The organism is Proteus sp. GOKU, assembly GCF_015475555.1.
Classification (GTDB): Bacteria; Pseudomonadota; Gammaproteobacteria; order Enterobacterales; family Enterobacteriaceae; genus Proteus; species Proteus mirabilis_B.
The window spans coordinates 1,916,303-1,941,906 of record NZ_CP034105.1; the positions used below are offsets into that span (position 1 = coordinate 1,916,303).

Here is a 25,604-nt window from a genome sequence, read left to right on the forward strand (position 1 = left end):
TTATCCCGCTAGGCATTAAACCACAGCTTTAATTTTGCTAGAACTTGCTTTCATCGCTATGTGATTACTATCACACAAGCCAAATTTCGTAATAGCAAAGTAAAAAATAGGAATAACCAATGTTAATAACAACGAGTATTTTGTTTTTAAACACGGTTGCCGAGGAGATTTTTCATGTATCAGAATAACTTTAATAAATTAATTTCTAGGCAAAATACCTATAGCGCAAAATGGTGTAATAGTAACGCCAATGTTATTCCGTTATCTGTTGCAGATATGGATATTCCTGCGCCTGATTTTATTGTTAATGCATTGACTCAATTTAATCTCAAAGGAATTTATGGCTATACCGACCTTAGCCATGATTGGAATAACGTTGCTGTAAATTGGTTTAAAACGCAATATCAGTGGATTGTTGAGCCTGAATCTATTGTTTTTTGTCCTCGCATTATTCAAGCAGTTTCGCTTTATATTCAAAACTTCACACGCGTTGGCGATAAAGTCGCAACCTTATCACCAGTTTATCATCCTATTAGTAATGCGGTTTGTGTCAATCAACGTGAACTATTAGAAAGTCCGTTGATTTATCGTGACGGCTATTATGAAATTGATTTTGATGACTTAGAAAGTAAGTTTAAACAGTCTGTCTGCTTTATTTTACTATCGCCACATAACCCAACAGGAACGGTATGGCAAAAAAGTGATCTATTAAAAATAGCGGAACTTGCACAGAAATATCAGGTTTTTATTATTTCTGATGATGTACATGCAGATTTTGTTTTTGATGGCGCAACTTATCACCCTATTTCATCAGTAAATAGTTATGTAAAACAACACTCTTTTATTTGTACCTCTCCTGCTAAAACATTCAATTTAGCTGGACTCGAAGTCGCCAATATCGTTATTGCCAATCCTGAATATCGTGAAAAATTCAAACAATGCTTAATTGCTGCGGGTATTCATAATCCTGGTTATTTCTCAGTTCCCGCTTTTTTACAAGCTTACACCTTACAAGGCGAGCAATGGGTTGGTGAATTAAAAACGTACCTTGCTGATAACCGACGTTGGGTAAAAGAACAATGTGAACGTTACTTTCCTGATTGGGTTATCACTCAAAGTCATGGCACCTACATGCTATGGATTAACTACCAAAAAATGCAGTTATCTGAAGAACAACTAAAACATTGGTTTGTTTCATTAGCTGAAGTGGAAATGAGTTGGGGGCGTGGTTTTGGTGCGGTTGGGGATGGTTTTTTCCGCATTAATGTCGCGACACCTCGTTCAATATTAGAAACCGTTTTCACTCGGCTTATTCGTACCTTACCTCACGCCAGTTTGGAATAAATTACAATGAAAACGCAAACGATAAACAGCTCGAGAACACCGACATTACTCGAATCACTCTTTCCTATATTCACCATGGTGGTGCTATTAGGAGGAGGCTACGCCGCTTTCGATTTACCACCAGAGCCTTTAATGGTGCTGTCTACGGTTGTAGCTGCGCTATTAGTGAAACGATTAGGGTATCGCTATGACGAGATCTTAACGGCAATCTCACAAAAAATTGCTAAAACCATGCCAGCATTGCTGATTTTAATCAGTGTAGGCTTGTTAATCGGCACATGGATGATTGGTGGCACTATTCCATTGATGATCTATTACGGCTTAAAAATGATCAGCCCAGAAATGCTTTATGTTACGGCATTATTGGTGACATCATTAGTGTCGGTTTGTACGGGAACTTCATGGGGTTCAGCAGGAACTATCGGCGTCGCCTTTATGGGTGTTGCGGTTGGTATGGATGCAAACCTTGCTGCAACAGCGGGTGCCGTAGTTGCTGGTGCCTATTTTGGTGACAAACTTTCACCGCTATCAGGTGATACTAACCTTGCCGCAATGGCTGCAAGGATAGACCTCTATCAACATATTTGGCACTTACTTTACACCACACTGCCTTCGCTGATTTTAACCGCGATTGTGATGACGGTTTATGGCATGAACGGTGATTTAGCAGGACAAGGTGTGCCAGAAAAAGTGACATTAATTACCAATGGTCTTGAGAGTGTTTATAACTTCAATCTAATCCTTCTCATTCCTGTATTAGTGATTTTATATGGTTCAGTCACGAAAAAACCAACTATCCCTGTGATGTTAGCCTCTGCCGCCATTGCGATGTTTAACGCTTATCTTATTCAAGGTTTTGGATTACATGACATCGTAAAAAGTGCTGTTGATGGCTTTAATGTTTCAATGATCCAAGGGAAAGAAGTTCCTGAATTATTAGGTAACTTATTAAATCGTGGTGGCATGAACTCAATGATGAGCACCCTGCTTATCTGTTTCTGCGCCCTCTCTTTTGCCGGTACTTTATCGTTAAGTGGCGCATTAGAAGTGATTGTCCATGCATTGTTAAAAATGGTTCACTCAACCGGTTCAATGATCTTAGCCACAATTGCTTGCGGGCTAACCATGATTGGCGTGACCTGTAATGGACAAATTTCAATCCTTATTCCTATCGAAATGTTACGCGGTGCCTATATCGAACGAGGCTTACACCCTAAAAACCTAGCCCGTACTGTAGAAGACTCCGCCACTATCTTTGAACCTATTTTACCGTGGACAGCCGCAGGCGCTTATATGGCAGGTACGTTAGGTGTTGCAACCTTAAGTTACTTACCTTGGGCCGTATTGTGCTGGAGTGGCATCTTCTTTGCCATGCTGTGGGGTTTCACGGGCTTTGGCATTGCCAAATTAACACCAGAAGAGCAGGAAGAGATGACTGCTGAGCTTGAATCACATTCAGAATTACAACTTGATACTAAATAAGGACGGTTCCATGTCTTACTTTGATAAAATTGAACAAATTCAATATGAAGGCACAACAAGCGATAACCCACTAGCGTTTCGTTACTATAATCCTGATGAGATAATCTTGGGTAAACGAATGGAAGATCACCTAAGATTTGCCGCTTGCTACTGGCATAACTTCTGCTGGAATGGTTCTGATATGTTCGGTATCGGTACTTTTGATAGACCGTGGCAAACACCAGGTGAAGCATTAGAGCAAGCAAAACGCAAAGCCGATGTTGCCTTTGAGTTCTTTCATAAGCTCAATGTTCCTTTCTACTGTTTTCATGATGTCGATGTTATTTCTGAAGGTAATAACATCAACGAATATATCTCTAATATGGCGGCGATCACCGATGTATTAGCGAAAAAACAAGAAGAAACCAACGTTAAGCTATTATGGGGAACCGCAAACTGTTTTACCAATCCTCGTTATGGTGCAGGTGCAGCAACTAACCCTGATCCTGATGTTTTTGCATGGGCAGCGACACAAGTTTGTGAAGCGATGAAAGCGACAAAAACGCTGGGTGGCGAAAACTATGTCTTATGGGGTGGGCGCGAAGGCTATGAAACGCTGCTAAATACAGACTTACGCCAAGAAAGAGAGCAAATTGGTCGCTTTATGCAGATGGTTGTTGAGCACAAACATAAAATTGGTTTCCAAGGCACATTACTGATTGAACCAAAACCACAAGAGCCGACAAAACATCAATACGATTACGATACTGCGACTGTTTATGGTTTCTTAAAACAGTTTGGTCTTGAAAAAGAAGTCAAAGTAAACATTGAAGCCAACCACGCAACGTTAGCAGGACATAGTTTCCATCATGAAATTGCGACAGCCATTGCGTTAGGTATTTTAGGCTCTGTTGATGCTAACCGTGGTGACCCTCAATTAGGCTGGGATACAGACCAATTCCCAAATAGTGTGGAAGAAAATGCACTAGTAATGTATGAAATTCTTAAATCAGGTGGGTTTACAACAGGCGGTTTAAACTTTGATGCTAAAGTTCGTCGTCAAAGTAATGATAAATATGACCTTTTCTACGGGCATATTTCAGGAATGGATACAATGGCAATGGCATTACGCATTGCAGCAAGAATGATCCAAGATGGTGGCCTTGATAAATTTACGGCGCAACGTTATTCAGGCTGGAGTGCAGAGTTAGGTCAAAATATCTTACAAGGTAAATTAAGCCTTGAAGAGGTGGCAAAATATGCCCAAAGCAATACCTTAGCGCCACAATTACAAAGTGGACGCCAAGAAATGCTAGAAAGTTTAGTGAATCGCTATATTTTTGGCTAATTGCATAAACGTAATAACACAGCGGGTTTTCCGCTGTGTTTATTAATTAGATAAAGGTCATGGGGTAACTTTATGTATTTAGGGCTAGATTTAGGTACTTCAAGCGTTAAAGCGATTATCATGAATGAGCAAGGCGACGTTATCGCCAGTCATTCCGTTTCTTTAGCAATATCACGCCCTCACCCTCAATGGTCAGAACAAGATCCCCAGCAATGGTGGCAAGCAACGGAAGACGCCATTCTTCAGCTTGGACGCAGTTATCCAATGGATCAAATCGAGGCGATTGGGCTAAGCGGGCAAATGCATGGTGCCGTTTTGCTTGATGCTCAACAAGCGGTGTTGCGTCCTGCAATCTTATGGAACGATGGCCGTAGTTTTAAACAGTGTCAGGCACTTGAAGCGCAATATCCTCAGTTTAAAAAGATCACGGGTAACTTAGTTATGCCTGGCTTTACTGCGCCAAAACTGCAATGGGTTGCTGAAAATGAGCCTGAAATTTTTCAACGCATTGCACATGTTTTATTACCTAAAGATTTTTTACGTTGGAAGATGAGCGGTAATTTCGCCAGTGATATGTCGGATTCAGCGGGTACGCTTTGGCTAGATATGCAAAAGCGAGATTGGAGTGATGAGCTTTTAAATGCCACAGGGTTAACGCGTCGTCAAATGCCTACGTTGTTTGAAGGCAATCAAATAACGGGCTATCTATTAGCTGATATCGCTAAAAAATGGCAGATGAAACAAGTGCCTATTATTGCTGGTGGTGGCGATAATGCCGCGGGTGCAATTGGTGTCGGCGTTTATCAACCCGGTCAAGCGATGCTCTCTTTAGGTACTTCAGGTGTTTATTTTGTTGTTAGCGAAAAGTTTCTCCAAAATAGTGACAATGCAGTACACAGTTTTTGTCATGCATTACCTAATACTTGGCATTTAATGTCTGTGATGCTAAGTGCAGCATCGTGCCTTGATTGGGTGTGTCAATTGACAGGAATTGAGAGTGTGGGTGCGATGTTTGAAGAGATTGAACACGCGACTTTTGCTAATAGCCCCCTGCTATTTTTACCTTATCTATCAGGCGAACGGACGCCTTATAACAACCCCGATGCGAAAGGTGTCTTTTGGGGATTAACCCATGAACATCAACGTGCTGACTTATGCCAAGCTGTTCTTGAAGGCGTGAGTTTCGCGTTACGGCAAGGGATTGAAGTTGCTGATAATGCAGGTCAATTAGCGGATAACATTACGTTAATTGGTGGTGGTGCAAGAAGCGAATATTGGCGACAACTGCTTGCCGATATTACAGGAAAAACCCTCGATTATCGCCAAGGTGGTGATGTTGGTCCTGCTCTTGGTGCGGCAAGACTGGCACAATTAGCAGTAAACCCTGCTCATTCATCACAAGTCATTCTTTCTCAACCTAAGCTTGAGAAACGCCATACACCAAATTTAGAAAAACATAAAACATACGAAAAAAAATATCATGCCTTTAAAAAGTTATATTCATTGATTGATACGATGGAAATATAACTATATTGCGTCAATATCAGGGTAAAAGAATAGCGCTAATTTTTCAAAAGTTAGCGCTATTTTATGTTCGCTTAATTAAAAAAGAGTCACTAGTTCACTTTCTAATAATTTTGCTTCTGTAAGCCAAGCTGAGAATACATTTTCTCTTTCTCGACTATCAGATAAATTTGAACCCAGTTCTTTGATTTGATTGTTAAGTGTTATGTAATTAGCGAAGAATTTTTCTGCAAATTCAGGTGAGTCAATTAATGCAACAAGGTCGCTTCTTTGTTCGTTAAATCCTTTGACCATATCATCAATAACTTGTTTAAATTGCTCTTCTTTTTTATATTTATCATAGCTATCCCAAATCTCTATAATCACACCAACAGCCGCTAACGCCGCATTGGCACCTTTAGCAAAATTAATAGCACCATAAGGTTTAAATTTAAGATATTTACCAATATCAAGACCAACAGTTTTAGCAACAGACACGATGCCATCACGTGTTGCAAGTACAGTTTTATTATTAATAAAATTGCCTTTTAGGACGTTATTTATTCCCATTTTACCTAGGGATTTAATTGTATTATTAAAATGGCTCACTTCACTATCAAAACTAGTTTGTATTTTTTCAACTTCAAGATTAATAACACCCATCTGACTACGAAATTCATTTTGCAGTTTATTATTAATCATGATGCCTTCATCACCAATTTCACGCTCATAAAAATCACTAAATGTTTCAATGCTACACCCTTTGGCTTGCATGATTAAGTCAGCAAAGTAGTGAGTAACAAAATTACTCAATGTAATTTGAGTTTCACTAATTTGTGCTTGGGTATTTCTCATTTGATTATCTAAACGCTGATAAGCTTTTTCAAGTTGGCTCACTTCATGGGAAATACTAGCATTAGCGTCAATAGCTATAGGCAATTGCTTATGAAGAATATCACTGATAACGCTTGTACGCATTTCAGCATCTAATGCCTCACTTCCTCCATTTTGAGTAATTTTATTTGCTGTCGCTGTTTGCAAATGAGTAATATGAGAAAGTGCTTTAAATTGCTCAATATTTTCAAGCCAGTAATCAATACCTTCATCAAAAGGATTGGCGGCAACAGCAACAATAGATAATGTATTAATCTCTTCTTGTGTAAGAGATATCATATCTTGTAAACGACCAATGACATTTTGTTGTTTTATATTAAGATTTTCTTGATAGTCATCTTCATCTTCAACATCGGCAACTTCATCGAACCGGCTTAAGACAAAAATAGTACGTGGCAATAAATTTAGAGTACGGAATAACCAATACATATCTTCTTTATGACTTTCTTTAATCGGATTGGTTGAATTCATAACATAAAGAACAAGGTGTGCATCACTGACATGTTTTTTAGTGAGATCTTTATATTTTTCTACCTCAAATGTTTGTGCATTTTGCTGCTCTTTAAAACCAAATAACCCCGGAGTATCGATTAACACGAACTCTTCGCCAATTTCATAAACTTTAACTTCATTAGAAGATTCCTGATGGCTAATTTTCATCGTGGATTTATCTAGTTTTTCCATCCATGCAGCCGCTATTGAGGTTTTCCCTTCTGAAAAACCACCTATTAATGCAACTTTTAACTTTTCATCAACTACATGAGCAATATTATTTTCTAATTTTTTAATTAAAGAAGGATCAATGGAAACACCTGCTTGAGCACCTTGTTGTAAAAAGCGTAAGAGTCTATTCAATAAATTAAGGATTTGAGTTTGCTTTTCGTTAAAGTTAGTGAGTGTATGTTTCATTACAAATTACCTTCTGTTTGAATACTTCTAGATAAGATTTTTAGTTTTTGATTTGAATTTTTTAACAATACTGCCGTTTGGTTCATTTTGATTATTGGCTCATCAAGTGATTGTTTAATTGTTTTTATACTATCTTTCATTTTAGGAAGAACTTGATCTAAATTGTCGTTTAAAGTTTCTGTCAAATGAGATTCAATTTTGCGTAAGTTTTCGTTAGTTGATTTTTTTTGTTGAGACATTTTATAATTACTACTCAGGAAACCCACAACTGCTTTACCAATAGAGACAATTGCTGTAAATGCTGACGCAGCAATAATCCACGCACTAGCTCCACCTGTAATTGGTATAAGTGCCAACCCAGCTAATGCACCCAATAAACCAGCTTTATTTATCCCACTGTCAATGTTGATTTTTATATTGATATTGTTATCTAATTTAGCTTTATTCAATTTCTCAGTTAGATGCATTAAATCTTGTGTTTGCTCTTCATAACGCTGAAAAATATCAGAAGCCTCAGTTTGAAAATGCTCAATTTGTTGTTTGATTGTATGAGGTAAAGAGGCTGAAAGTTTACTCAATTCTGCTTTGACCTTTTGTTCTAAAATCCCTTTAAAATGATCATTACTAATATTATCTTCAATACGTGAATAAACATTTGTACGTATATCATGTATAGCATCACGAATAAGATTTGCGATATTGCTATTTAATCGTGTTTGCATGATGCGGAAGCTTGAATCCAGTAATATCTTTGATTCTTCACACTTGACAGAAACATCATCAGCGAGATCTTGATAAGTTTTTTCTACATCATCAAGCCCTTTGGTAGTTTTGTTAAGAGCTTCTTTAGCTTTATTAAGATTTGCTTGATAAATTTTATTTTGGCTATCGGGTAGTAATTCTTTTTCCAACAAATTGATAAAATCAAGAATACCAGTCAATTCTAATAAATCATATTCCATGAAATCTTGTAAAAATTTAGTACGACGTTTGGCATTTTGAGAATGAGGAACTAAACAGTCTGTCGATGCTAAAAAAGCAGGTAATGCGGTTAATGCAATTGTTTTTTTATAATGAGAACCAAGTTGTTCACTCATTTTTTCATCTAATACAGACAAGCTGCTTGATTCATCATCAGATAGCAATGGCCTATTTTTTAATGTTAATTTTGGATTGGTTACTTTTTTATTAAAAATTGACCATACTTCTGTTTGTGAATTTAAATGTTGTTTTATTTTTTCTAATGTTCCTTTTCTTCCTTCATCCCCTGTTTGTGGTGGTGCTGCTTTATTTGTGATGTAGAAGACAGCATGAGCTCGTTCAATGGCATTTTCAATTTCTTTTAAAACAAGTTCTTCTTTTCCTTCAATGCCTGGAACATCTAATAAAGAAAAAACATTTCCATTTAGTGTTAAATTATAACATTGAGTTTCTCTTGTAAAATCAGCGCGGCCATCACCAATAATCTCACCATCAGCATATTGAGATAATAATGCATGTTGTTTTTCTAATAGTGTTTCTAATTGTTCATTTTTTTTTGTTAACGAAATACCCTCATTCTTTAAAAACTGTAATTGATCTTCAAATTGTTGCTTTTCCTGTTCTAACCTTTCATTTAAATTTGCTAGCTTAGAGTATAAGGGTTTTTGTTTTTCTTTAATCAATAGTTTGCGTGAATTATATTGTTGATGTAGGGTTTTGCATTCGATTCCAGTTAAAATAACTTGTTTTTCTAAATTACTTAATGTGATTTCTTCAGGTAGTTTATTAAAAAAAAGAAGAAATTTCTGCCATAATGATGCCTTTTTTTTATATTCAGAAATTTGAATATTAATATCATCAATTTGCTGCAATATCTGAGTGTTAATGCGCTCTTTTTGTTCTAATTGATTTTTAATTTCATTAAGGTGCGGTAAAAACTCAATATCACTTTCTTTAATTAATTGTTGGATATCATACCTTTCCTGAGCGTGGAAATCATTTAATTCATTGATTTTTGATGTTATTTCCTCTGCATTATGCTTGATTTCATCTATAGAGTTTTTAGTTTTTTCAATATCATCAGAGCAGTATTGATAATTAGCATATTGTTGACGGTATTTCTTCTGATTCTCTAATTTTTTTGATTCACGCAAAAGTATTCGCAGTGTTTCAATTAATGTTGATTTGCCTGCGCCTGTTTCCCCATAAAACGCGATAGTAAAAATATTCCATTCTGCATTCTTTTGTAAAGAATCAAGATCTTTTTTTAATACTTCTTGAAATTGTTCTAATTTATTTCGTGCATCACTTCCTGCTTTGTTTATTATTTCATCAGATGATTGCTCACACATCGAGTGTATAAGAATTGTAAGTTCATCATTGATCTTTCTATATATTTCATTGGGGTTATGAAGTTTTATTGTCATTAGTTAAATCATCTAAAAAATATGTCAGTAAAAATAAAATGTATTATTTTATTTTAATAATTTAAGCTAATAATTAAAAGCTCTAATTTACCTTTAAGATTGAATTGATAATAACGAAACAACTCAGTACTTATATCTTAAAAATAAATATATTACGTATATAAAATACTCATTTTATGAGTTTTTTATTGAAATTGACTAAATATTTTATTTTAATTTTGTGCAATATTTTGTGGTTAGGAATTTTAATCTCTTAGCCCTGATAAATAAATATATCAGGGCTAATTAAAAAATTAACGATATCCGCTACGATGGTTTTTAGCTGACCAACTATAGGTTTCATCACTAGGGGCTAGTTTTTGTTTTTTCTTGAGGGCTTGCGCTTTTTTGGTGGCTTTTTCAACTTCGAGGGAGATTTCGGTAATAATGGAGTCTTTGACTTTATTCATTTCGGCATTGGTTAATTCACGCCCTAATTTCTTTCTCTCTTGACCTATCCTGGTTTTTACTCGCATTTGTTGGGCATCTGTCATCTCTTGGAGTGTCAATTTCTTCATTCTTTTACCCTACCTATGTTGAGAGAGGAGTCATCAATATAACATTATTAATGCGCCTCTCCAGCATTATATTTAGATTTAAGGTAATTAAATTCTGATTATATTGAAAATGCATTACACACGTAATAAGCGTGTAATGCATAAAATTAAGAGATAAGTTTAAACAGAAAATTTAAACTAATTGAAGAAATGCTGTTTTAAACCCATCGATATCTTGCTGTGTTGTTGCCCAAGAAGTACAAAGACGTAAGCAGCTCAAGTTAGGATCTTCAAGTAATACACGATGAAAAACAAACTGTTGTGTTAATTTTTCCGCAATCGTGTTTGGTAAAATAACAAAAACTTGGTTAGATTCAGGTGGCGCTAAAAATTCAAAACCTTGCGCAGTAAAGAATTCGGTTAATTGTGATGCCATTTCATTAAGATGTTTACCTAATTTAAAATAGAGATCATCTTTAAATAAAGCTTCAAATTGCGCACCTAATAACCAACCTTTCGCTTGTAATCCACCCTTTTGTTTTAAGCTAAAACGAAAATCAGATTTTAGTGCAGGATGACAAATCACGAGCGTTTCAGCTGACATTGCACCGATTTTAGTGCCACCAATATAAAACGCATCCGTTAAGCTGGCGATATCTTCAATAGTTAGATCACTTTGTGCAGACATTAATCCTGCGGCTAAACGAGCACCATCAAGGTACAACCATAAATTATGTTCGTTACAAAAGTTACGTAGCGCTTGCAACTCCGCTTTGCGATAAACCGTACCAATTTCTGTGGCATTTGTTATATAAACAAGTTTGGGTTGAACCCAATGTTCATCATTATGCTCAGCAAGAATAGGTTTTAATAACTCTGGTGTTAATTTGCCATCAGCGGAAAATGTTGTGATGACTTTATGCCCTGTTGCTTCAATAGCGCCTGTTTCATGTGTAGCAATGTGCCCAGTACTGACAGAAATAACAGCTTGGTGTGGACGTAAAAAATGAGAGATAGCGGTTAAATTAGTAATGGTACCACCATTAAAAAAGTGAATATCCGCATCAGGTTGTTGAATACGCTGTTTTATTGATTGAGCTGCTTGATGACAAAGCTTATCCATGCCATATCCATCATAGCGTTGCCCCACTGTATCAGTGATTGCCTTCATGACCGCAGGATGTGCAATTTCATTATAATCATTTTGGAAGCGGTACATGTGTTCTCCTGTCGAATGTTGTGTTTTTATCGTGTTTTATAAAGCAAAACGCTCTACATCTAATCAATACACAGATTGAATGTAAAGCGCTTTAATATATTGAAAAAGTCAGTTATTTAAAACCGATTATTTAATACGAATTATTTAAAGCAGACCTCGCCCCAACGCGCCAAACCAGCAGTAACCGAGCCAAAGTCATTACCTTTAACAATTGGAATATTAGGTAGTTGCTGTTCAATGGCTTGGCATAAAATAGGTGAACGCGCAGAGCCTCCTGTCATAAAGACAGCATCGGGTTTTATTCCCCCTTGCTGAACCGCATCATTAACTAATTCAATCATTTTACTTTTTGGTGATTCAATAGATTCAACCATCTGATCGCGTTCGATAGTTAATTCTAAGGTTTCACTTAATAGTGCGATATTAGCAATATATTCAGGAGAATCTGATAAAGCGATTTTAGCTTCTTCAGCACGTCTAACAATGCTATAGCCCAATGTTTCATTATAAACTTCAATAAGACGCGTTATTTTTTCAGGCTCTTTTGCATCTCGTCTTAACTGATTTAATACAGCAAGGTTTTGACGAGAATAAAAATCTTTTTGCGCTTCGACATTATTAATTGCGATAGGATCCCAGAACTGTTTCAGCGGTAATTTAATACCTGAAGACGTTAATCCGGTCATGCCAAATAATGGCATAAGCTGTTTAAAAGCAAGGTAAATATCAAGATCGTTACCACCAACACGTTGCCCACTATGGGCAAGTAATGTATTTGAACGGTCGGTTTTACCTTTATAACTTGGCCCCATTTGAATTAATGAGCAGTCAGTAGTACCACCACCAATATCAACGACTAATACGGTTTGGTCTTTAGTTAACGTTGACTCATATTCAAGCCCTGCAGCAACAGGTTCAAATTCAAACATAATATTCTTAAAGCCTGCCCTTTTAGCAGCACGAATAAGAATACTTTCAGCTTGTCTATTTGAAGCCTCGCCACCTAACCCATTAAAGTTAATCGGTTTGCCAATAACGGTATCAGTGATCGCTTCTTGTGTGCTTTTTTCTGCTTGATGCTTAATATTTGCCATCATGGCGCAAACTAAATCTTCAAAGAAGCTAATTTGTATATCATGTAGACCAGAAGCACCTAAAAAGGATTTCGGTGATTTAACGTAATAGACATCACGAGGATCACGTAGGTATAAACTTAGTGCAGATTGTCCGAAGAGAATATCTTCAGGAACTAATTCAATATCTTCTTCTCGATTAAACGCAATCGACTTTCTTAGTAATTGTTCGCCAACTTCACTGGAAGGTTTAATATTTAAATGGCGAAATAAGTGCTCAGAAACGGATTCACGGGTTGGCGCACAAAGGGTTGATGGAATATACACATCATTACCTTCTAAAGGCAAAAGAGTGGGTTTCCCCTCTTTCATAATTGCAACAGAACAGTTCGATGTTCCATAGTCAAAGCCAATAAACATTCAGCCTCCCCAATAGACTTCATTAAAAAAAGACTGAGCACTCTACATCAAGCTTTTTGCAATTACCATCAGATTATGAGGTTTAAAAGAGAGAAAAACCCTTTAGAGTCGTAATAAAAATTGTTGGATTAGTAGCTATTTTCATCAGTAATCTCATACTCTAGGGTATATTTATCAAGCAATGTTTCCAATGCGAGTTTGATATTCTTTTCATCAGGTTTTACATGAGTAATAAGCAGAAATTCAAATGCACTTTCTCCTTGTTCATTCCATTGGGCTTGTAATGCTTTATTACGATGTTGACCAAACTTTAATTCAAAAAGGTGTCTGTTTAAGACGCCTTGTGCATTTTGGGCAGAGGCAATTAAACTCATTTTATTGAGTTTATTTCTTATCAAATAAATTCCAGCTGTTGATGGGCTATCTTTATAATTTTGTTTTAACTCTTTTCTAATAACTTCATTCATGATGATTGTTCTCATTCATTGGGTATAAAAGCAAGTTGGTTGGCGTATTGTTGAATATCATTAGGCCAATCTTTTGTAATGTTTAAAAAAAGTGTCTGATCATCTGCAAATAATGCTCTTAAACTGGCTTCATAATCAGGTAAGTTTCCTGCAACTTCATTTAAAAATTTATAAGCTGCAGTTAATCTGTTGCGTTTCAAATCATCAGCCATACTGAGCTTTTTAGCCTCATCAACTAATCGACGAATGGTCGCTGATGCTCCACCGGGTTGGGTTGCTAACCAAGCCCATTGTCTTGGTAATAATGTGATCTCTTTTGCTGTTACCCCAAGTTTAGGGCGACCACGAGACTTATTTGTTACCGTTGTCTCTTCTGCGATATCAGCTTGTTCACCATTTAATTCGGGATAAACCTTTAATGAGGTTTCAATAATATTAGGAACGGTTGTATCGAAATTAAATTCTAAACGAGCCCCTGTTTTATCATTGAAAACAAAAATAGGTTCATTCGTACTTGGTAATGATTTGATTTTAATAATTAATTGTTCAAGTTCACCTTGTGCAATTCTCTGTTGTTGGCAAAAAGCCGTTAGTGTCGCTTTCATTGTTACCTCTATTTTTACCCTGATAAAAATGCATTTTAGATTTTTTTAATACAAAGTCAATTATACCCGGGTAAAATAATTGGTGATGGCATAGAAAAAATCTAAAATGGGGATAGATAGTTAAAACAACAATAAAAATAGGAAAATGAAAAAAGCACATTTGTTCCCTATTAAATTCAATATGCAAAGGGAAAATAGGTAAGATAAATAAGCCAATTTATTAGATATTTTTTATGGAGAAATAAATGAACACAATTCACTTATGCGTAGTAGGAATTTCAGGTTATGAAGGACCTGATTTTATTTTAGGTGCTTTTGACAATGAAGATGCTGCTGAAAAAGCAAAAACGACATTTATTAGAGAAAATCAAAGTGAAGACAACCAAGTTAAAGTCCTCGCTGAACAAGGCCGATGGATAGAAGTCGAAGATGTGAAATTAAACAGTTTTAGCTGCGATATTCCCCTTTCAGATTTTTATTACCTAGTTTCACGTTTTAGTGAGGGTTTTGGTCAGATCTATCGTGATATTGAGGCGATTTTTGATAACTATGAAAATGCGCTTGTTAAATTAGAACAACTCGAAAAAGAGTATGAAGGATCTGATGCCTCATTCCCTGAATATTTTGCGATTGAGAAGCTACAGGCAAATCAAATTAATACTAAAACCGTAACGCAGTGGTTAGAAAATGACTTTTTCGGCGATGATAACCGTTTATTGTGATAATTTTCTTTCGATATTGCGTTGATAGTCGCTATTGGCACCGAATTGTTCTTTTAAGAAATCAACAAATAGCGTTATTTTGCGCGGAAGATTTTTTTTGTCAGGATAAACTGCGTAAATAAAGTGCTCAGGTAAATCGAAGTGCGTCAATATAGGGATAAGTTTTTTACCTGAATTTGATAAAGCTGTTTGAGTAATAAAATGAGGGAGTAAAGCAATACCTATTCCCTGTAAAACTGCTTGTAATAATGCTTCACTATTATTGGCACGATAACTACCTTTAGGAATATGGCTATATTTTTTACCTCTTTGATAAAAAATCCACTCCATACCAGCTTGATATAATGAATACGATAAGCAATTGTGATCTTTTAGCTCAGAAACTTGCATGGGTTCACCATATTTATCAAGATATTCTGAAGAAGCGTAAAGCTGGCTATAACAAGGTGATATTTGACGCGCTATTAATGAGGAATCGGGTAATTCACCAATTCTAATTGCAAGATCGTACCCTTCTGCGACTAAATCTGTGACTTTGTCATCAAATAAAAGTTGTACATCAAGCTCTGGATACTTCTGCATAAATAAAGGTATTACTCTAGCAAGATGTAACGTACCAAATGACATGGGCGCTGAAATTTTAATCCTACCTTTGGCTTTATCGCTAAATTGTGAAACCGCCTCTTCTGCCATTACCGCTAACTTATAAGACTCTCGAATATAGTTAATATAAACAATGCCTTCTTCAGTTAAACTGACATTTCTTGTTGTTCTATGAAATAGGCGTATACCTAGCTTCTCTTCAACACCTTGAATAGCTTTACTGACTGCTGATTTTGTCATATTCAATGTTTTGGCTGCTTTGGTGATACTCAAATGTTCAGCCACAGCAATCAGAATGGGAAAAACGTTCATATCATTCATATTGTCAACCTAGAGTAAACAGTGTGTTTTCTTGCCAGTATTATCAAAAAGGAATATTTTAAACCCACACAAAAAATGATTTATATAGATTTAATATTATGAATAACAAGTATATTCTCTCTCTTGTTGCGGTCTTTTCTGGCGTTTTACTTTCATTAATGATTATGAGTAATAGTTACTTAGCCAGTTTTACAACACCATTAACCGCATCATGGATAACACATGGTATAGGGACTCTTTTCTCTTTAATTATATATATTTTATATTTAAGAAAGAATCAACAGAACAAGAAAAATAATAATAAAATAAAAACCCTATGGTATTTGGGTGGTATACCAGGGGCATTTACAGTGTTATTAGCTGCAATTACAGTAAATAGCCCATTATCGCTCTCTGGGAGTATTATTTTAATGATAACAGGGCAAATTCTTTTTAGTGTTATTGTTGATGCAATGGGATGGTTCGGGGTTGAAAAAAGAAAAATCACCCTACGCGATTTATTTATGTGCTTTTTACTTATTTCTGGTAGCGCATTATTAATTATAGGTAGATAACTAATGAGTATTTTTATTTTAATTGCATTATTTAATGGTGTCTGCATTGTAACTAGTCGTACTTTAAATGGTAAGTTAGCACAAAACAGCAATGCTTTTTATAGCTCTTTAATCAATCACTTAGTCGGTTTTGTATTTTTAACTATCTTTGTTTTATGGGTAAAAGATTACCATTCTATTGAACTATCTACGATCCCTTTAATTGCCTTTGCTGGTGGTATTATTGGTGCGTTCTTCGTTGTCATTAATAGTTATGTTTTACCGCTATTGGGAGTTATGTTAACGTCTGTTTTAGCTATTTGTGGACAAATGATCTCAAGTCTAGTTATTGATATATTCGGTGGTGTTGAAAGTAATAACCTACTATTGCAAATAATAGGTGTTTTGCTGATTATTGGTGGTGTTTTAATAAAATTTACTAAGCAGTCTAAATAAAAAATAAAGGGATATTTAAAATTCCCTTCTATTTTTTGGCAATAAATTTATTGTTGAGATCGGACATTAAGTAATTTTTATCACAACTCATCGTTATTGTTAGATTGGGTTTTAATCCACCTAAATAGCAGTCAATTGAGTCGGTAAATAAATGAAATAAACACCCCACTGCAATGGCTTTTAATTTCCATGAGGGTAAAAACCATATACCTAAGTAAATTAAAGCAGCCCAAACCGTATGTAATGGATGAAAGCCTACGCTACAACGGTTGGGATCAAAAATAGGTGTTGCTAATAAATGGTCAATATCAATGGCCATTGTACCTATCATAAGAAGTGAGGCTACCTTCCAATTCTTACCCCAGAAAAGATAGCCTAATAAAATAGGTGCTAAAAAGTGTAAACTGTAATGTAAAAGTGTTCTAAAAATCTCAAATATCACTTAAGCCTCTAAACTAATCATAGGTGGTGTTATACCGAATAAGCACCTATAGCATACAAACTCCCTAATATTAAACAAATTGAAGAGCTGACATACCAAAAAAGATCGCTATTACCCTTAAATCTATTTTTTATTAAAGGAAAACCAACACCACGCAATAGAAAAACAGTTGCGATTAAAGAAAGGATCACTTTAGTGAAAGGTAAGGTAATAATAGGATTTACAGCACTAAAAGCATAAAGTGACCATATTGTGAGAATAATCCCAACAGTGATAGCTGTAAAGTTTGGATACCAATGCCCTTCTTTTGCTTTTTTTACAATAGATTCACCGGCACCTAAAATACGATAACCTTCTGCTCCCCAATACAAACAATAGAAATGCAGTAATGCGGCAAATAAAGTACCTAACGACGCAAGATATAACGATATTTGTGAAAATAAGTTCATAGAAAACTCTGTGATTAGTGCCTAATACTAGGTAAGAATGGAATTGAAGTAGTCTGATTAGGCGCTATTGTGGCATAAGAATAAATAGGTAAAAAAGAACAATTCAGTCTGATTACCTATTTAATTGTTATGCATATCTTAATTTTATTCGCGAGCTTCTTCGCCATTAGCTTTTAAAATAGGCTTCATCATCCAATGTTTTTCAGACCACCCATAAAAAATAAGATGTGATGCTTTATCATCATAATTATAGTCATTTGGCGTATTTATTACGGTCATTAGCCCATTCCAAATTGGCATAAACAGCGTTTTGAAATATTGAGATTGGGTATCAATATAATTCTCTGCCCATAAGATAAATTGTTGCAGTTCTTCTTGTGATAAATAAGAAAGGTAAAAAACACATTGTCGCCATGCATAAGCCGCATTTTTTATTGTGATTAATGATGCGTGATAACCACGATAAGGAGCCTGTAAATAGCGATTGATGACTTGCAGGCATTGTTTACTCATATCAAGCAAGAATGGCTTTAATTTGTCAGCAAGACCAATACTATTAAAAATAGTACTAAGATTATGGGTTGTTAATATGTAGGACTGTTCAAGTATTCCCCCATTTATTGCAGGAGAATAAGAGCCAAATTTTTCATTTGTTCTATCTTCGCACCATTTTAAGATCACTCGGGATGTTGCATAAGGGTCTCCCCCTTGTGTATTTGCAGAGGATAAAGCCGTGAGCAACTCATGTTTTAATAGTAAATAATCAATTCTATAATATTGCGAATATAGGCTGTAAGGTAAAACGGAATCAGCATTTTTTACCAATATATTAGCGATTTTCTTACTAAACATTCCCATAAAAATGTCTGCAGCAAGCTCTTCACTCCATTTAATACTTGGATCTACTTGAGATGTCAGTGAGTTTAGTTCTTGTAATAAAGGATTAGGTAACTGCGTATGTGGAAAATAACGAAAGTTTAATAACAGAAACTCATTTAATACTTCCGTGAAGATAGTTTTGTTAGAAATTTGTTTTGTACGAAACTTATCAATAATCGCAACCCACGGGAGCTCTTCTAATTGTACTTGATGTTGTAAATCTAATAGTAATAAAGAGCGACGTTGTTTAAATGCTCGATAGTTTTTTTCGTAAAGATGGCGCAATGGGATATCTAACAAACTATTAGCACGTAAACTCGCTGTAATTTGAGGAATAATATTGCTGAGAGCTTCTGATGATGTGATTAACTTTTGCTCGATAAGTTGGCTTGCAGTGGTATTAAAACTACGCATTGTTTTATACGTAATTATACTTGGAATAGGATGATTTTTTGTTAAGTTAAATTGGTTTGCTTCACTTTCAGAAATAGCTTCTGTGGCAATTTCTTTATCATCAAAGCCATTATTAATATCTAAGCTATCAAGTCGGTTTAAAACGACTCGACTTAATGTGTAATGTAATGGTGCTTGCACATCATCTTGTTTTATTTTTTGTTTTTTATCACTTTTTTCTGAATTTGGCTCGCCATATTTCTCGATATGACGTTGCAATAAAACACGAATATGCTGTGCTTGATGAAGTTCTAACTCATTTTTCTCGAGCGATAATTGCTCAATAGCAATACGCAATTTTGCAAAGTCACCTTTATTTTTTATAGGTTTATTGCAAAGGAAATATTGTTTACGTAGTTGGAAATACTCAGCAAGAAGATCTTTTGCCGATTGTCTCCATAAAGGTGTAATTGTATAACTTGATGACTTATCAACAATCTCTGAAAGTAACGCTATCATTTTCACTTTAAAAGGATGCCAAATAGTCACGGCTTCTTTTTGAGCTAATACACGTTTATTGGGTTTTATTCTTTTAAGATCGTAAATTGTCATATCAAGCTCTTGCACTCTTACTGTGCTGCTAGAAATAACAGGCTGTTCGACAATATGAGGGTAAAATCTTAATACTGAAAACCAAGGTGAAACTATATCAAGCAAGTCTCTTGCGTAAGCTTGAGCTTTATTTCTGATCAACCATGCAACAGTGAGCAAAACGCTCTCTTCAGGAACGGTAATAAGATAGTTTTCATTATCTAAACATTTATTAAGAACATGCATTCCTTCATCAGTTAAATAGTAGCTATTTAACGCTAATCGCTGATTTTCAGGCGAGGTTTTTATTTGCAGTTTATCTAATAGGTGCTGCTCTTCAGGTGTTATTTCTCCACCCGCTAACCAATTACCTGTCGCGAATCCACCTTTTATAACTTCAAGCGTGATCCATGCTGGTGTATTTTCGAATGGTGTTCGGCTGCCATAATTGGCTTGTCCTTGCAGTATTTGGTGTAAGACGGCTTCCCATTGTTGAACTTTGTTGTTATTTATCTCGGGTTGGCTTAGCGTTTTAGCCAATTGCGATTGTGCGTAAGAAAGTCCAACAGGTAATAGGTTTTGTTTATCAGCCATGATATTCACCAAATAAAGAGAGGTATTCGAGATGGTTTTTGATTGCTTTGAAAGGAGACAAGCAATAGAAATTATGATTAATGAGGGATCCAGAAGCAGGAGTTGAACCTGCGCCCTTTCGGTCCGAAGCCAAATGCTCTGCCACTGAGCTATTCTGGAATACGTTGTGATTATAAGTGATAAACAAAAAATATCATCTAAATTGTCTTCACAATGATTAAAATAGTGAAAAATACGCACCTAAATAAAACAATATGATGATAGTATCTGTTGAATATATAACGGTTTTATAAAGGATTAAAAATGAAACCATTAGCACAATCAAATTTATCAGGGCTTTCGTTGCCATTTTATTTTTCTGATTGTAAAGGATCTGAAGTTGGAACATTAATGACAGATGGACATTTATTAACGTTTGTCTTAAGGGATATTTCATTTAGTGGACCTTCATTTAACTTACTTTCATTTCCTGAAATTAATAAAGAAGAAGTGATTGGATTATTTGATATAGATGAATTTGACACTGTACAAGGTGTTTTTAGTATTGAATATCCAATAACGATCGTGGAAGCAGGACTAGAGACCATTGCACCTATTATTTTGCAATTTGATTATACAAACGATAAAAATGATATCTCTTATTCATTTAATTATCATGATGTTAGCTATAAATCTGAGAGGTTATTTTCATTTGCTGAAAATGCGCTTATTGATTTACGGCAACGATTACCTGAACATTGCCAAATAAATTGTTGTTTATCTTGTAAATATTCAAGCTACCATCCTGTAGGTAATAATGATTTTGGTGATTTAGCTTGTTTTAAATCTGCCAAAAATGCGCTTTCATACGTTAAGGATAAATGTTCATTATTAGATGTATGGGATAATATATATCAAGAAAATCAACTTTCTCAGGTACAAGAAACGTTTATTTGTTCTGAGTTCATTCATTGTAGTGAAGAAGATTGGTTATATAAGTGCTATTAATCTTATATAAATATTGTTGTGAACTTTACTAGATTAAAATCTTATTAAAATAAATATCCTACCTTAACTTGAATTTAAGGAATGGATATTACCTCGGCATTACATTGTTCCCTATTATTTTTAGGGAAATAAAGATTTATGAAAAAACTTCTATTGAAGATAACATTTGTTTTCTTCAGTTGTTTTCTGACATCGGTTATTCATGCCGAAGAAAATGAAAATATCATTAAACTAAGTGTAACAGAGCCTAAAATTGATCGTTACGTAGAGGTTCTTAATATACCGGGTATTTTTGTTGCCAAAAATGAAATTTCTATTGGTTCACCATTACAACAACAGATGGTGACAGCGGTCTTTGTTGAAGAAGGACAATGGGTAGAAAAAAATCAGCTACTAGCAACATTAGAATCACCTCTTCAAACAGCCGCGGTAATGCAGTTAAAAGCAGAAACCGAAAAAGCCACGGCTTATATACAACAGCAAAAAGTGTTAGCAGAACAGGCACAAAAAGAATTAACTCGTTTAAGCGCTTTGGCTAATAAAGGGGTTATTTCAGCCAATGATTTTGAAAAAGCCAAATCAGAAACATTGGCTAAAAAAGCAGAATTAGAAGCCACTCGTGCAGAATTACGCCAATTAAATGCGCAACTAGCAAGGGAACAAAGCCAAGAAGATAAATCTAAAATTATTGCCCCAGTCGCTGGTGTTATTAGCGAACGTCATGCAATGAATGGCACTCTTTCTGACAATGCTTTGTTATTTAAAATTATTGAAAATAATGAAATAGAGTTTGAAGCTAATGCGCATTTATCTGAGCTATCACAAATTAATCATTCATCAGATGTAAAAGTCAAAGATTACACAAATAAAGAACTATCTGGTGCAATTCGCTTTATTTCTTCAAAAATAGAGACCTATTCCCAGTTAGGAAAAATTAGAGTTTCATTAACAGACAAACATAATCATCGTATTGGTGAAATGGGTGTCATGGTTTATACCCAACAGCCACAACAGAGAATGACACTTCCGTATAGTGCAATCAGAACCGAAGCTAATGGCATTCGGAATATCTTTATTGTTAATCATGATAGAAGAATTGAAATTCAACCTGTTGATATTGGTAGTGTTCATAATGGGCGAGTAGAAATATTAAGCCCATTATCTACTGATATTAAGGTTGTCGCTTATGCTCAAGCTTTTTTATCTCAAGGTGATCTTGTCCAATGAAGGATATTCAATGAAATTACAATTATCTTCATGGGCGATAACCAAACCAATTCCAACCATTGTTATCTTTTTGGTATTGACTATTGCGGGTATCTTTTCATTTATTCAATTACCTGTTACGGCGAATCCGGTTATTACTTTCCCTATTGTAACCGTCACAATTACACAAGATGGCTCTTCGCCCACTGAATTAGAAAATGCGGTAACAAAGCGTGTTGAACGAGCTGTTTCAGGTATTCCGGGTATTCGTCATATTACTTCTTCAATTAGTGAAGGTGCTTCTTCAACGGTTATTGAGTTTGACTTAAATATTGATGCTTATATAGCAACGAACGATGTCCGTGAACAAATTGTGCAAATTAGAGGTGAGCTACCTCAAACTATTGACGAGCCTTTAATTAGTCGTGTAGATGTCGAAGGTGGTGCCATTTTACGTTATATGGTCTCTTCCTCAACGATGTCACTGACCGATTTATCATGGTATGTCGATGATACTATTAGTAAACAACTCGTAATGGTTTCAGGTGTACAAAAAATAAGGCGCTTAGGTGATGTTGAGCGCGTTATTCGTGTCGAACCTGATGCACAAAAATTAGCGGCATTACAGCTCCCTATTACGACGATTAATGAACTTTTACGAGGTGTTCACCAAAATTCAGCGGGAGGAAGTACCAAATATAATACACTGCAACATACCATCCGTGTTTTAGGTGAAAAACAAAGTGTTGAGGAAATTAAAAATATTCTATTGCCTACTGATAATGGGCAATGGATCAAATTAGGTGAAGTCGCCAATATCTATGATGGGCAAAAATCAACTAAATCTATTTCTCAACTTAATGGCAATGATGGTGTTGGATTTGCGATATATAGAACAAAAGGTTCTAGTGATACGGTCGTTGCTGACAATGTCGAAAAAGTATTGGCACAACTAAGAGCAACTAACCCAGATATTAATATTGAGCTTATTTCATCAACAGTAAAATACACCGAATCGAGCTATCATTTAACGATTAAAACGTTAATTGAAGGGGCTTTCTTAACGGTTATTATCGTTTTATTTTTCTTAAAAAGCTGGAGAGCAACATTAATTGCCGCAATTGCACTCCCTTTGTCCATATTACCCACATTCCTTGTTTTGCTGCTTTTTGACTATAGTTTAAACAATATTACGTTATTAGCATTAACACTTGTTATAGGTATTTTAGTGGATGATGCTATTGTCGAAATTGAAAATATTCAAAAGTATATTGAACATGGTGAACGGCCCTATATTTCTGCATTAAAAGCATCTGATGCTATTGGGTTTGCGATAGTGGCTATTACCTTAACAATTGTGGCTGTATTTCTTCCTGTTAGTTTTATGGGCGGATTTGTCGGTAAATATTTTATTCCTTTTGGTATCACTGTATCTGCGGCGGTATTGTCTTCCTTGCTAGTTGCTCGCCTAGTAACTCCGCTAATGGCTGCTTATATTTTGCTGCCTCAGACAAAAAGCAAAGAACACAAAACACCTCGTTGGATTGGTAAATATACTTATTTTCTATCACTAACCTTAAAACACCGAAAACTCGCTTTATCCATTGCACTCAGTTTTTTAATTGGATCAATGGCAGCCATTCGTTTATTACCCGTCGGTTTTATGCCCGAAGGTGATATTAGTATTAGTCAAATTAGTGTTGAATTACCGCCCGGCTCTCCAGTTGAACAGACACAAAAAGAGATTAATCAGTTAACTCGTTTATTAAAAGAGAGAACGGAAATTAAGTCTGTTTATACTATTGCCGGCATTGCTGATGACTCTGATGGTATTGCTCAACATAAAGGCGAGATAATTCTCACCTTATCTGAGCCTAATGAGCGTGTTTTATCACAAAAAGAGTTTGAGCAAGAAGTGACAACGCTCTTTAATCAGCGCGCAGATATTAAGTTTTCATTTAGTAACAGCAGTGGTAATAAAGAGTTTTCACTCGTTTTTAGTGGGAATGATGCTGAAGAATTGGATAGAGAAATACAAAAATTAACCGATAAAATAGCAAAACTTCCAGGATTTAATAATATCCAAGTTGTTAAGCCATTACTGCGTAAAGAGCTTATTGTTACACCGAAGCTAGATAATTTAGGCCGTACTGGAATAAATGTTGAAGAGATTGCGAATACATTACGGATTGCCACAATGGGAGAGGCAAATTCTCGTAGTGCTAAATTTAATCTACCCGATAGACAGTTAGCTGTTCAGGTTATTTTACCTGAATATCAACAAGATAATATTGAGTTACTTAATAATCTCTATGTAAATAGCGCTGGGCAACAACCCGTTCCGATTAAAACAATGGCTAAAATAGACTCAGGAGATGGTCCTTCGCAAATTGAGCGAATTAACCGTCAAAGAAAAATAGCGATTGAAGGTAATCTGGATGGTATTAGTTTGGGTGAAGCAATCGAAGCTGTAATGGCACTACCTGAATATCAACAGTTACCGCATACCGTGTCACAAGTTGAATACGGTGACACAGAATATATGCACGATATGCTAATGCGTTTTGGTTCAACGATGATTTTTAGCATATTACTCGTTCTCGCTATATTAATTGTGTTGTTTAAAGATTTTATGCAACCAGTAACTATTTTGGTCGCATTACCCTTTTCTATTGGTGGCGCTATTATCGCTTTAGTCTTATATGGTGCGATGATTGATCTACCTGTGATTATTGGCATTCTTATGCTTATGGGGATTGTCACTAAAAACTCGATATTATTAGTTGAGTTTATTCTTGAAAAAGAGCGTGCTGGGTTAAGTCGTGAAAAAGCAATTTTAGAGGCAGGTCAAGAGCGTGTTAGACCGATTATTATGACCACGTTTGCAATGATTGCAGGAATGATCCCTCTTGTTTTAACGACTGGTGCGGATGCGGGTTTCAGAGGACCTATGGCTATCGCGGTTATTGGCGGGTTAATCAGTTCAACATTATTAAGCCTGTTATTTGTACCTGTTATTTACACCTTTATGGATGATTTTAAGCACAAATTATTACCGATATTAGCCAAATTAACGTCAGTGACACAAGAAGATAGAAATATTAAGCAGTGGTAGCCATGCCATTGTGACAAATTAAGAAATACGCCGCAGGAGATACTCCCTGTGGTGTATTTTTTTTGCTCTAGAAAAAATTATTCTGTTAGAAATAACACACTATAATTTAATAAAAATATACGATCA

21 protein-coding genes and 1 tRNA gene are annotated in these 25,604 nt (G+C 35.5%); 10 read left to right on the forward strand and 12 right to left on the reverse strand.

All coding sequences use genetic code 11. From position 1 onward, the window contains the following. Window positions 1-174: 174 nt before the first annotated feature. The 4 genes from EHE21_RS08985 to xylB all read left to right on the forward strand — a co-directional run bounded on the left by EHE21_RS08985 (window position 175) and on the right by xylB (window position 5,680). Window positions 175-1,344: a MalY/PatB family protein gene (locus tag EHE21_RS08985; RefSeq protein ID WP_194952461.1), complete on the forward strand. Its 1,170-nt coding sequence runs from the start codon at window positions 175-177 to the stop codon at window positions 1,342-1,344. Window positions 1,345-1,350: 6 nt separating this feature from the next. Beyond that, window positions 1,351-2,826, forward strand: coding sequence for a Na+/H+ antiporter NhaC (nhaC, locus tag EHE21_RS08990; protein ID WP_194952462.1), 1,476 nt, complete (start codon window positions 1,351-1,353; stop codon window positions 2,824-2,826). 10 nt (window positions 2,827-2,836) lie between these two features. Then, the gene (xylA, locus tag EHE21_RS08995; RefSeq protein ID WP_194952463.1) at window positions 2,837-4,153 is read left to right on the forward strand and encodes a xylose isomerase; all 1,317 of its coding nucleotides are present in this window, start codon (window positions 2,837-2,839) and stop codon (window positions 4,151-4,153) included. A gap of 72 nt (window positions 4,154-4,225) precedes the next feature. Next, complete coding sequence (gene xylB / locus EHE21_RS09000; RefSeq protein ID WP_194952464.1) at window positions 4,226-5,680, forward strand: xylulokinase; 1,455 nt, start codon at window positions 4,226-4,228, stop codon at window positions 5,678-5,680. A 75-nt stretch (window positions 5,681-5,755) separates the two neighbouring features. Here xylB and EHE21_RS09005 read toward each other — a convergent pair whose 3' ends face one another. The 7 genes from EHE21_RS09005 to EHE21_RS09035 form a co-directional block, all read right to left on the reverse strand. Then, entirely contained in the window at window positions 5,756-7,459 is a 1,704-nt protein-coding gene (locus EHE21_RS09005; protein ID WP_194952465.1) for a LeoA/HP0731 family dynamin-like GTPase, read from the reverse strand. Next, window positions 7,459-9,867, reverse strand: a complete 2,409-nt coding sequence (locus EHE21_RS09010) for a DUF726 domain-containing protein (RefSeq protein ID WP_194952466.1) — start codon at window positions 9,865-9,867, stop codon at window positions 7,459-7,461. Before EHE21_RS09010 ends, EHE21_RS09005 begins: the two co-directional genes overlap by 1 nt. A 293-nt stretch (window positions 9,868-10,160) precedes the next feature. Then, complete coding sequence (locus tag EHE21_RS09015) at window positions 10,161-10,424, reverse strand: DUF3811 domain-containing protein (RefSeq protein ID WP_194952467.1); 264 nt, start codon at window positions 10,422-10,424, stop codon at window positions 10,161-10,163. Between the two features lie 172 nt (window positions 10,425-10,596). Next, on the reverse strand, window positions 10,597-11,622 hold the full coding sequence (locus tag EHE21_RS09020) for a threonine aldolase family protein (RefSeq protein ID WP_194952468.1): 1,026 nt from the start codon (window positions 11,620-11,622) through the stop codon (window positions 10,597-10,599). Window positions 11,623-11,762: 140 nt separating this feature from the next. Next, a complete protein-coding gene (gene yegD / locus EHE21_RS09025) occupies window positions 11,763-13,115 on the reverse strand; it encodes a molecular chaperone (protein ID WP_194952469.1) in 1,353 nt (450 codons plus the stop codon). Between the two features lie 128 nt (window positions 13,116-13,243). Next, window positions 13,244-13,582, reverse strand: coding sequence for a GIY-YIG nuclease family protein (locus EHE21_RS09030; protein ID WP_194952470.1), 339 nt, complete (start codon window positions 13,580-13,582; stop codon window positions 13,244-13,246). An 11-nt stretch (window positions 13,583-13,593) separates the two neighbouring features. Further along, the gene (locus tag EHE21_RS09035; protein WP_194952471.1) at window positions 13,594-14,187 is read right to left on the reverse strand and encodes a DUF2239 family protein; all 594 of its coding nucleotides are present in this window, start codon (window positions 14,185-14,187) and stop codon (window positions 13,594-13,596) included. Window positions 14,188-14,432: 245 nt separating this feature from the next. Between EHE21_RS09035 and EHE21_RS09040 the strand changes: the two genes are divergently transcribed. Next, window positions 14,433-14,909 (forward strand): hypothetical protein, encoded by a 477-nt coding sequence (locus tag EHE21_RS09040; protein ID WP_194952472.1) that lies wholly within the window; start codon window positions 14,433-14,435, stop codon window positions 14,907-14,909. On the opposite strand, the gene EHE21_RS09045 is transcribed toward EHE21_RS09040, so the two are convergent. Continuing rightward, a complete protein-coding gene (locus tag EHE21_RS09045) occupies window positions 14,901-15,833 on the reverse strand; it encodes a LysR family transcriptional regulator (protein WP_194952473.1) in 933 nt (310 codons plus the stop codon). The two genes, EHE21_RS09040 and EHE21_RS09045, sit on opposite strands and share 9 nt — an antisense overlap. A 98-nt stretch (window positions 15,834-15,931) precedes the next feature. On the opposite strand from EHE21_RS09045, the gene EHE21_RS09050 reads away from it, so the two are divergent. Continuing rightward, on the forward strand, window positions 15,932-16,387 hold the full coding sequence (locus tag EHE21_RS09050; RefSeq protein ID WP_194952474.1) for a DMT family transporter: 456 nt from the start codon (window positions 15,932-15,934) through the stop codon (window positions 16,385-16,387). 3 nt (window positions 16,388-16,390) lie between these two features. Beyond that, window positions 16,391-16,822, forward strand: a complete 432-nt coding sequence (locus EHE21_RS09055; RefSeq protein ID WP_194952475.1) for a DMT family transporter — start codon at window positions 16,391-16,393, stop codon at window positions 16,820-16,822. A gap of 28 nt (window positions 16,823-16,850) precedes the next feature. Here EHE21_RS09055 and EHE21_RS09060 read toward each other — a convergent pair whose 3' ends face one another. The 4 genes from EHE21_RS09060 to EHE21_RS09075 form a co-directional block, all read right to left on the reverse strand. Further along, on the reverse strand, window positions 16,851-17,264 hold the full coding sequence (locus EHE21_RS09060) for a DUF6122 family protein (RefSeq protein WP_194952476.1): 414 nt from the start codon (window positions 17,262-17,264) through the stop codon (window positions 16,851-16,853). A 29-nt stretch (window positions 17,265-17,293) separates the two neighbouring features. Beyond that, window positions 17,294-17,713: a hypothetical protein gene (locus EHE21_RS09065; protein WP_194952477.1), complete on the reverse strand. Its 420-nt coding sequence runs from the start codon at window positions 17,711-17,713 to the stop codon at window positions 17,294-17,296. A gap of 144 nt (window positions 17,714-17,857) precedes the next feature. Continuing rightward, on the reverse strand, window positions 17,858-20,170 hold the full coding sequence (locus EHE21_RS09070; RefSeq protein ID WP_194952478.1) for a hypothetical protein: 2,313 nt from the start codon (window positions 20,168-20,170) through the stop codon (window positions 17,858-17,860). A gap of 87 nt (window positions 20,171-20,257) precedes the next feature. Further along, a tRNA-Arg gene (locus EHE21_RS09075) sits at window positions 20,258-20,329 on the reverse strand. A 144-nt stretch (window positions 20,330-20,473) separates the two neighbouring features. Between EHE21_RS09075 and EHE21_RS09080 the strand changes: the two genes are divergently transcribed. From EHE21_RS09080 to EHE21_RS09090, 3 genes are all read left to right on the forward strand, one after another. Next, complete coding sequence (locus EHE21_RS09080; protein ID WP_194952479.1) at window positions 20,474-21,157, forward strand: DUF6304 family protein; 684 nt, start codon at window positions 20,474-20,476, stop codon at window positions 21,155-21,157. A 138-nt stretch (window positions 21,158-21,295) separates the two neighbouring features. Then, a complete protein-coding gene (locus EHE21_RS09085; RefSeq protein ID WP_194952480.1) occupies window positions 21,296-22,384 on the forward strand; it encodes an efflux RND transporter periplasmic adaptor subunit in 1,089 nt (362 codons plus the stop codon). A 10-nt stretch (window positions 22,385-22,394) separates the two neighbouring features. Beyond that, a complete protein-coding gene (locus tag EHE21_RS09090) occupies window positions 22,395-25,478 on the forward strand; it encodes an efflux RND transporter permease subunit (protein ID WP_194952481.1) in 3,084 nt (1,027 codons plus the stop codon). The last annotated feature ends 126 nt before the right edge of the window (window positions 25,479-25,604 follow it).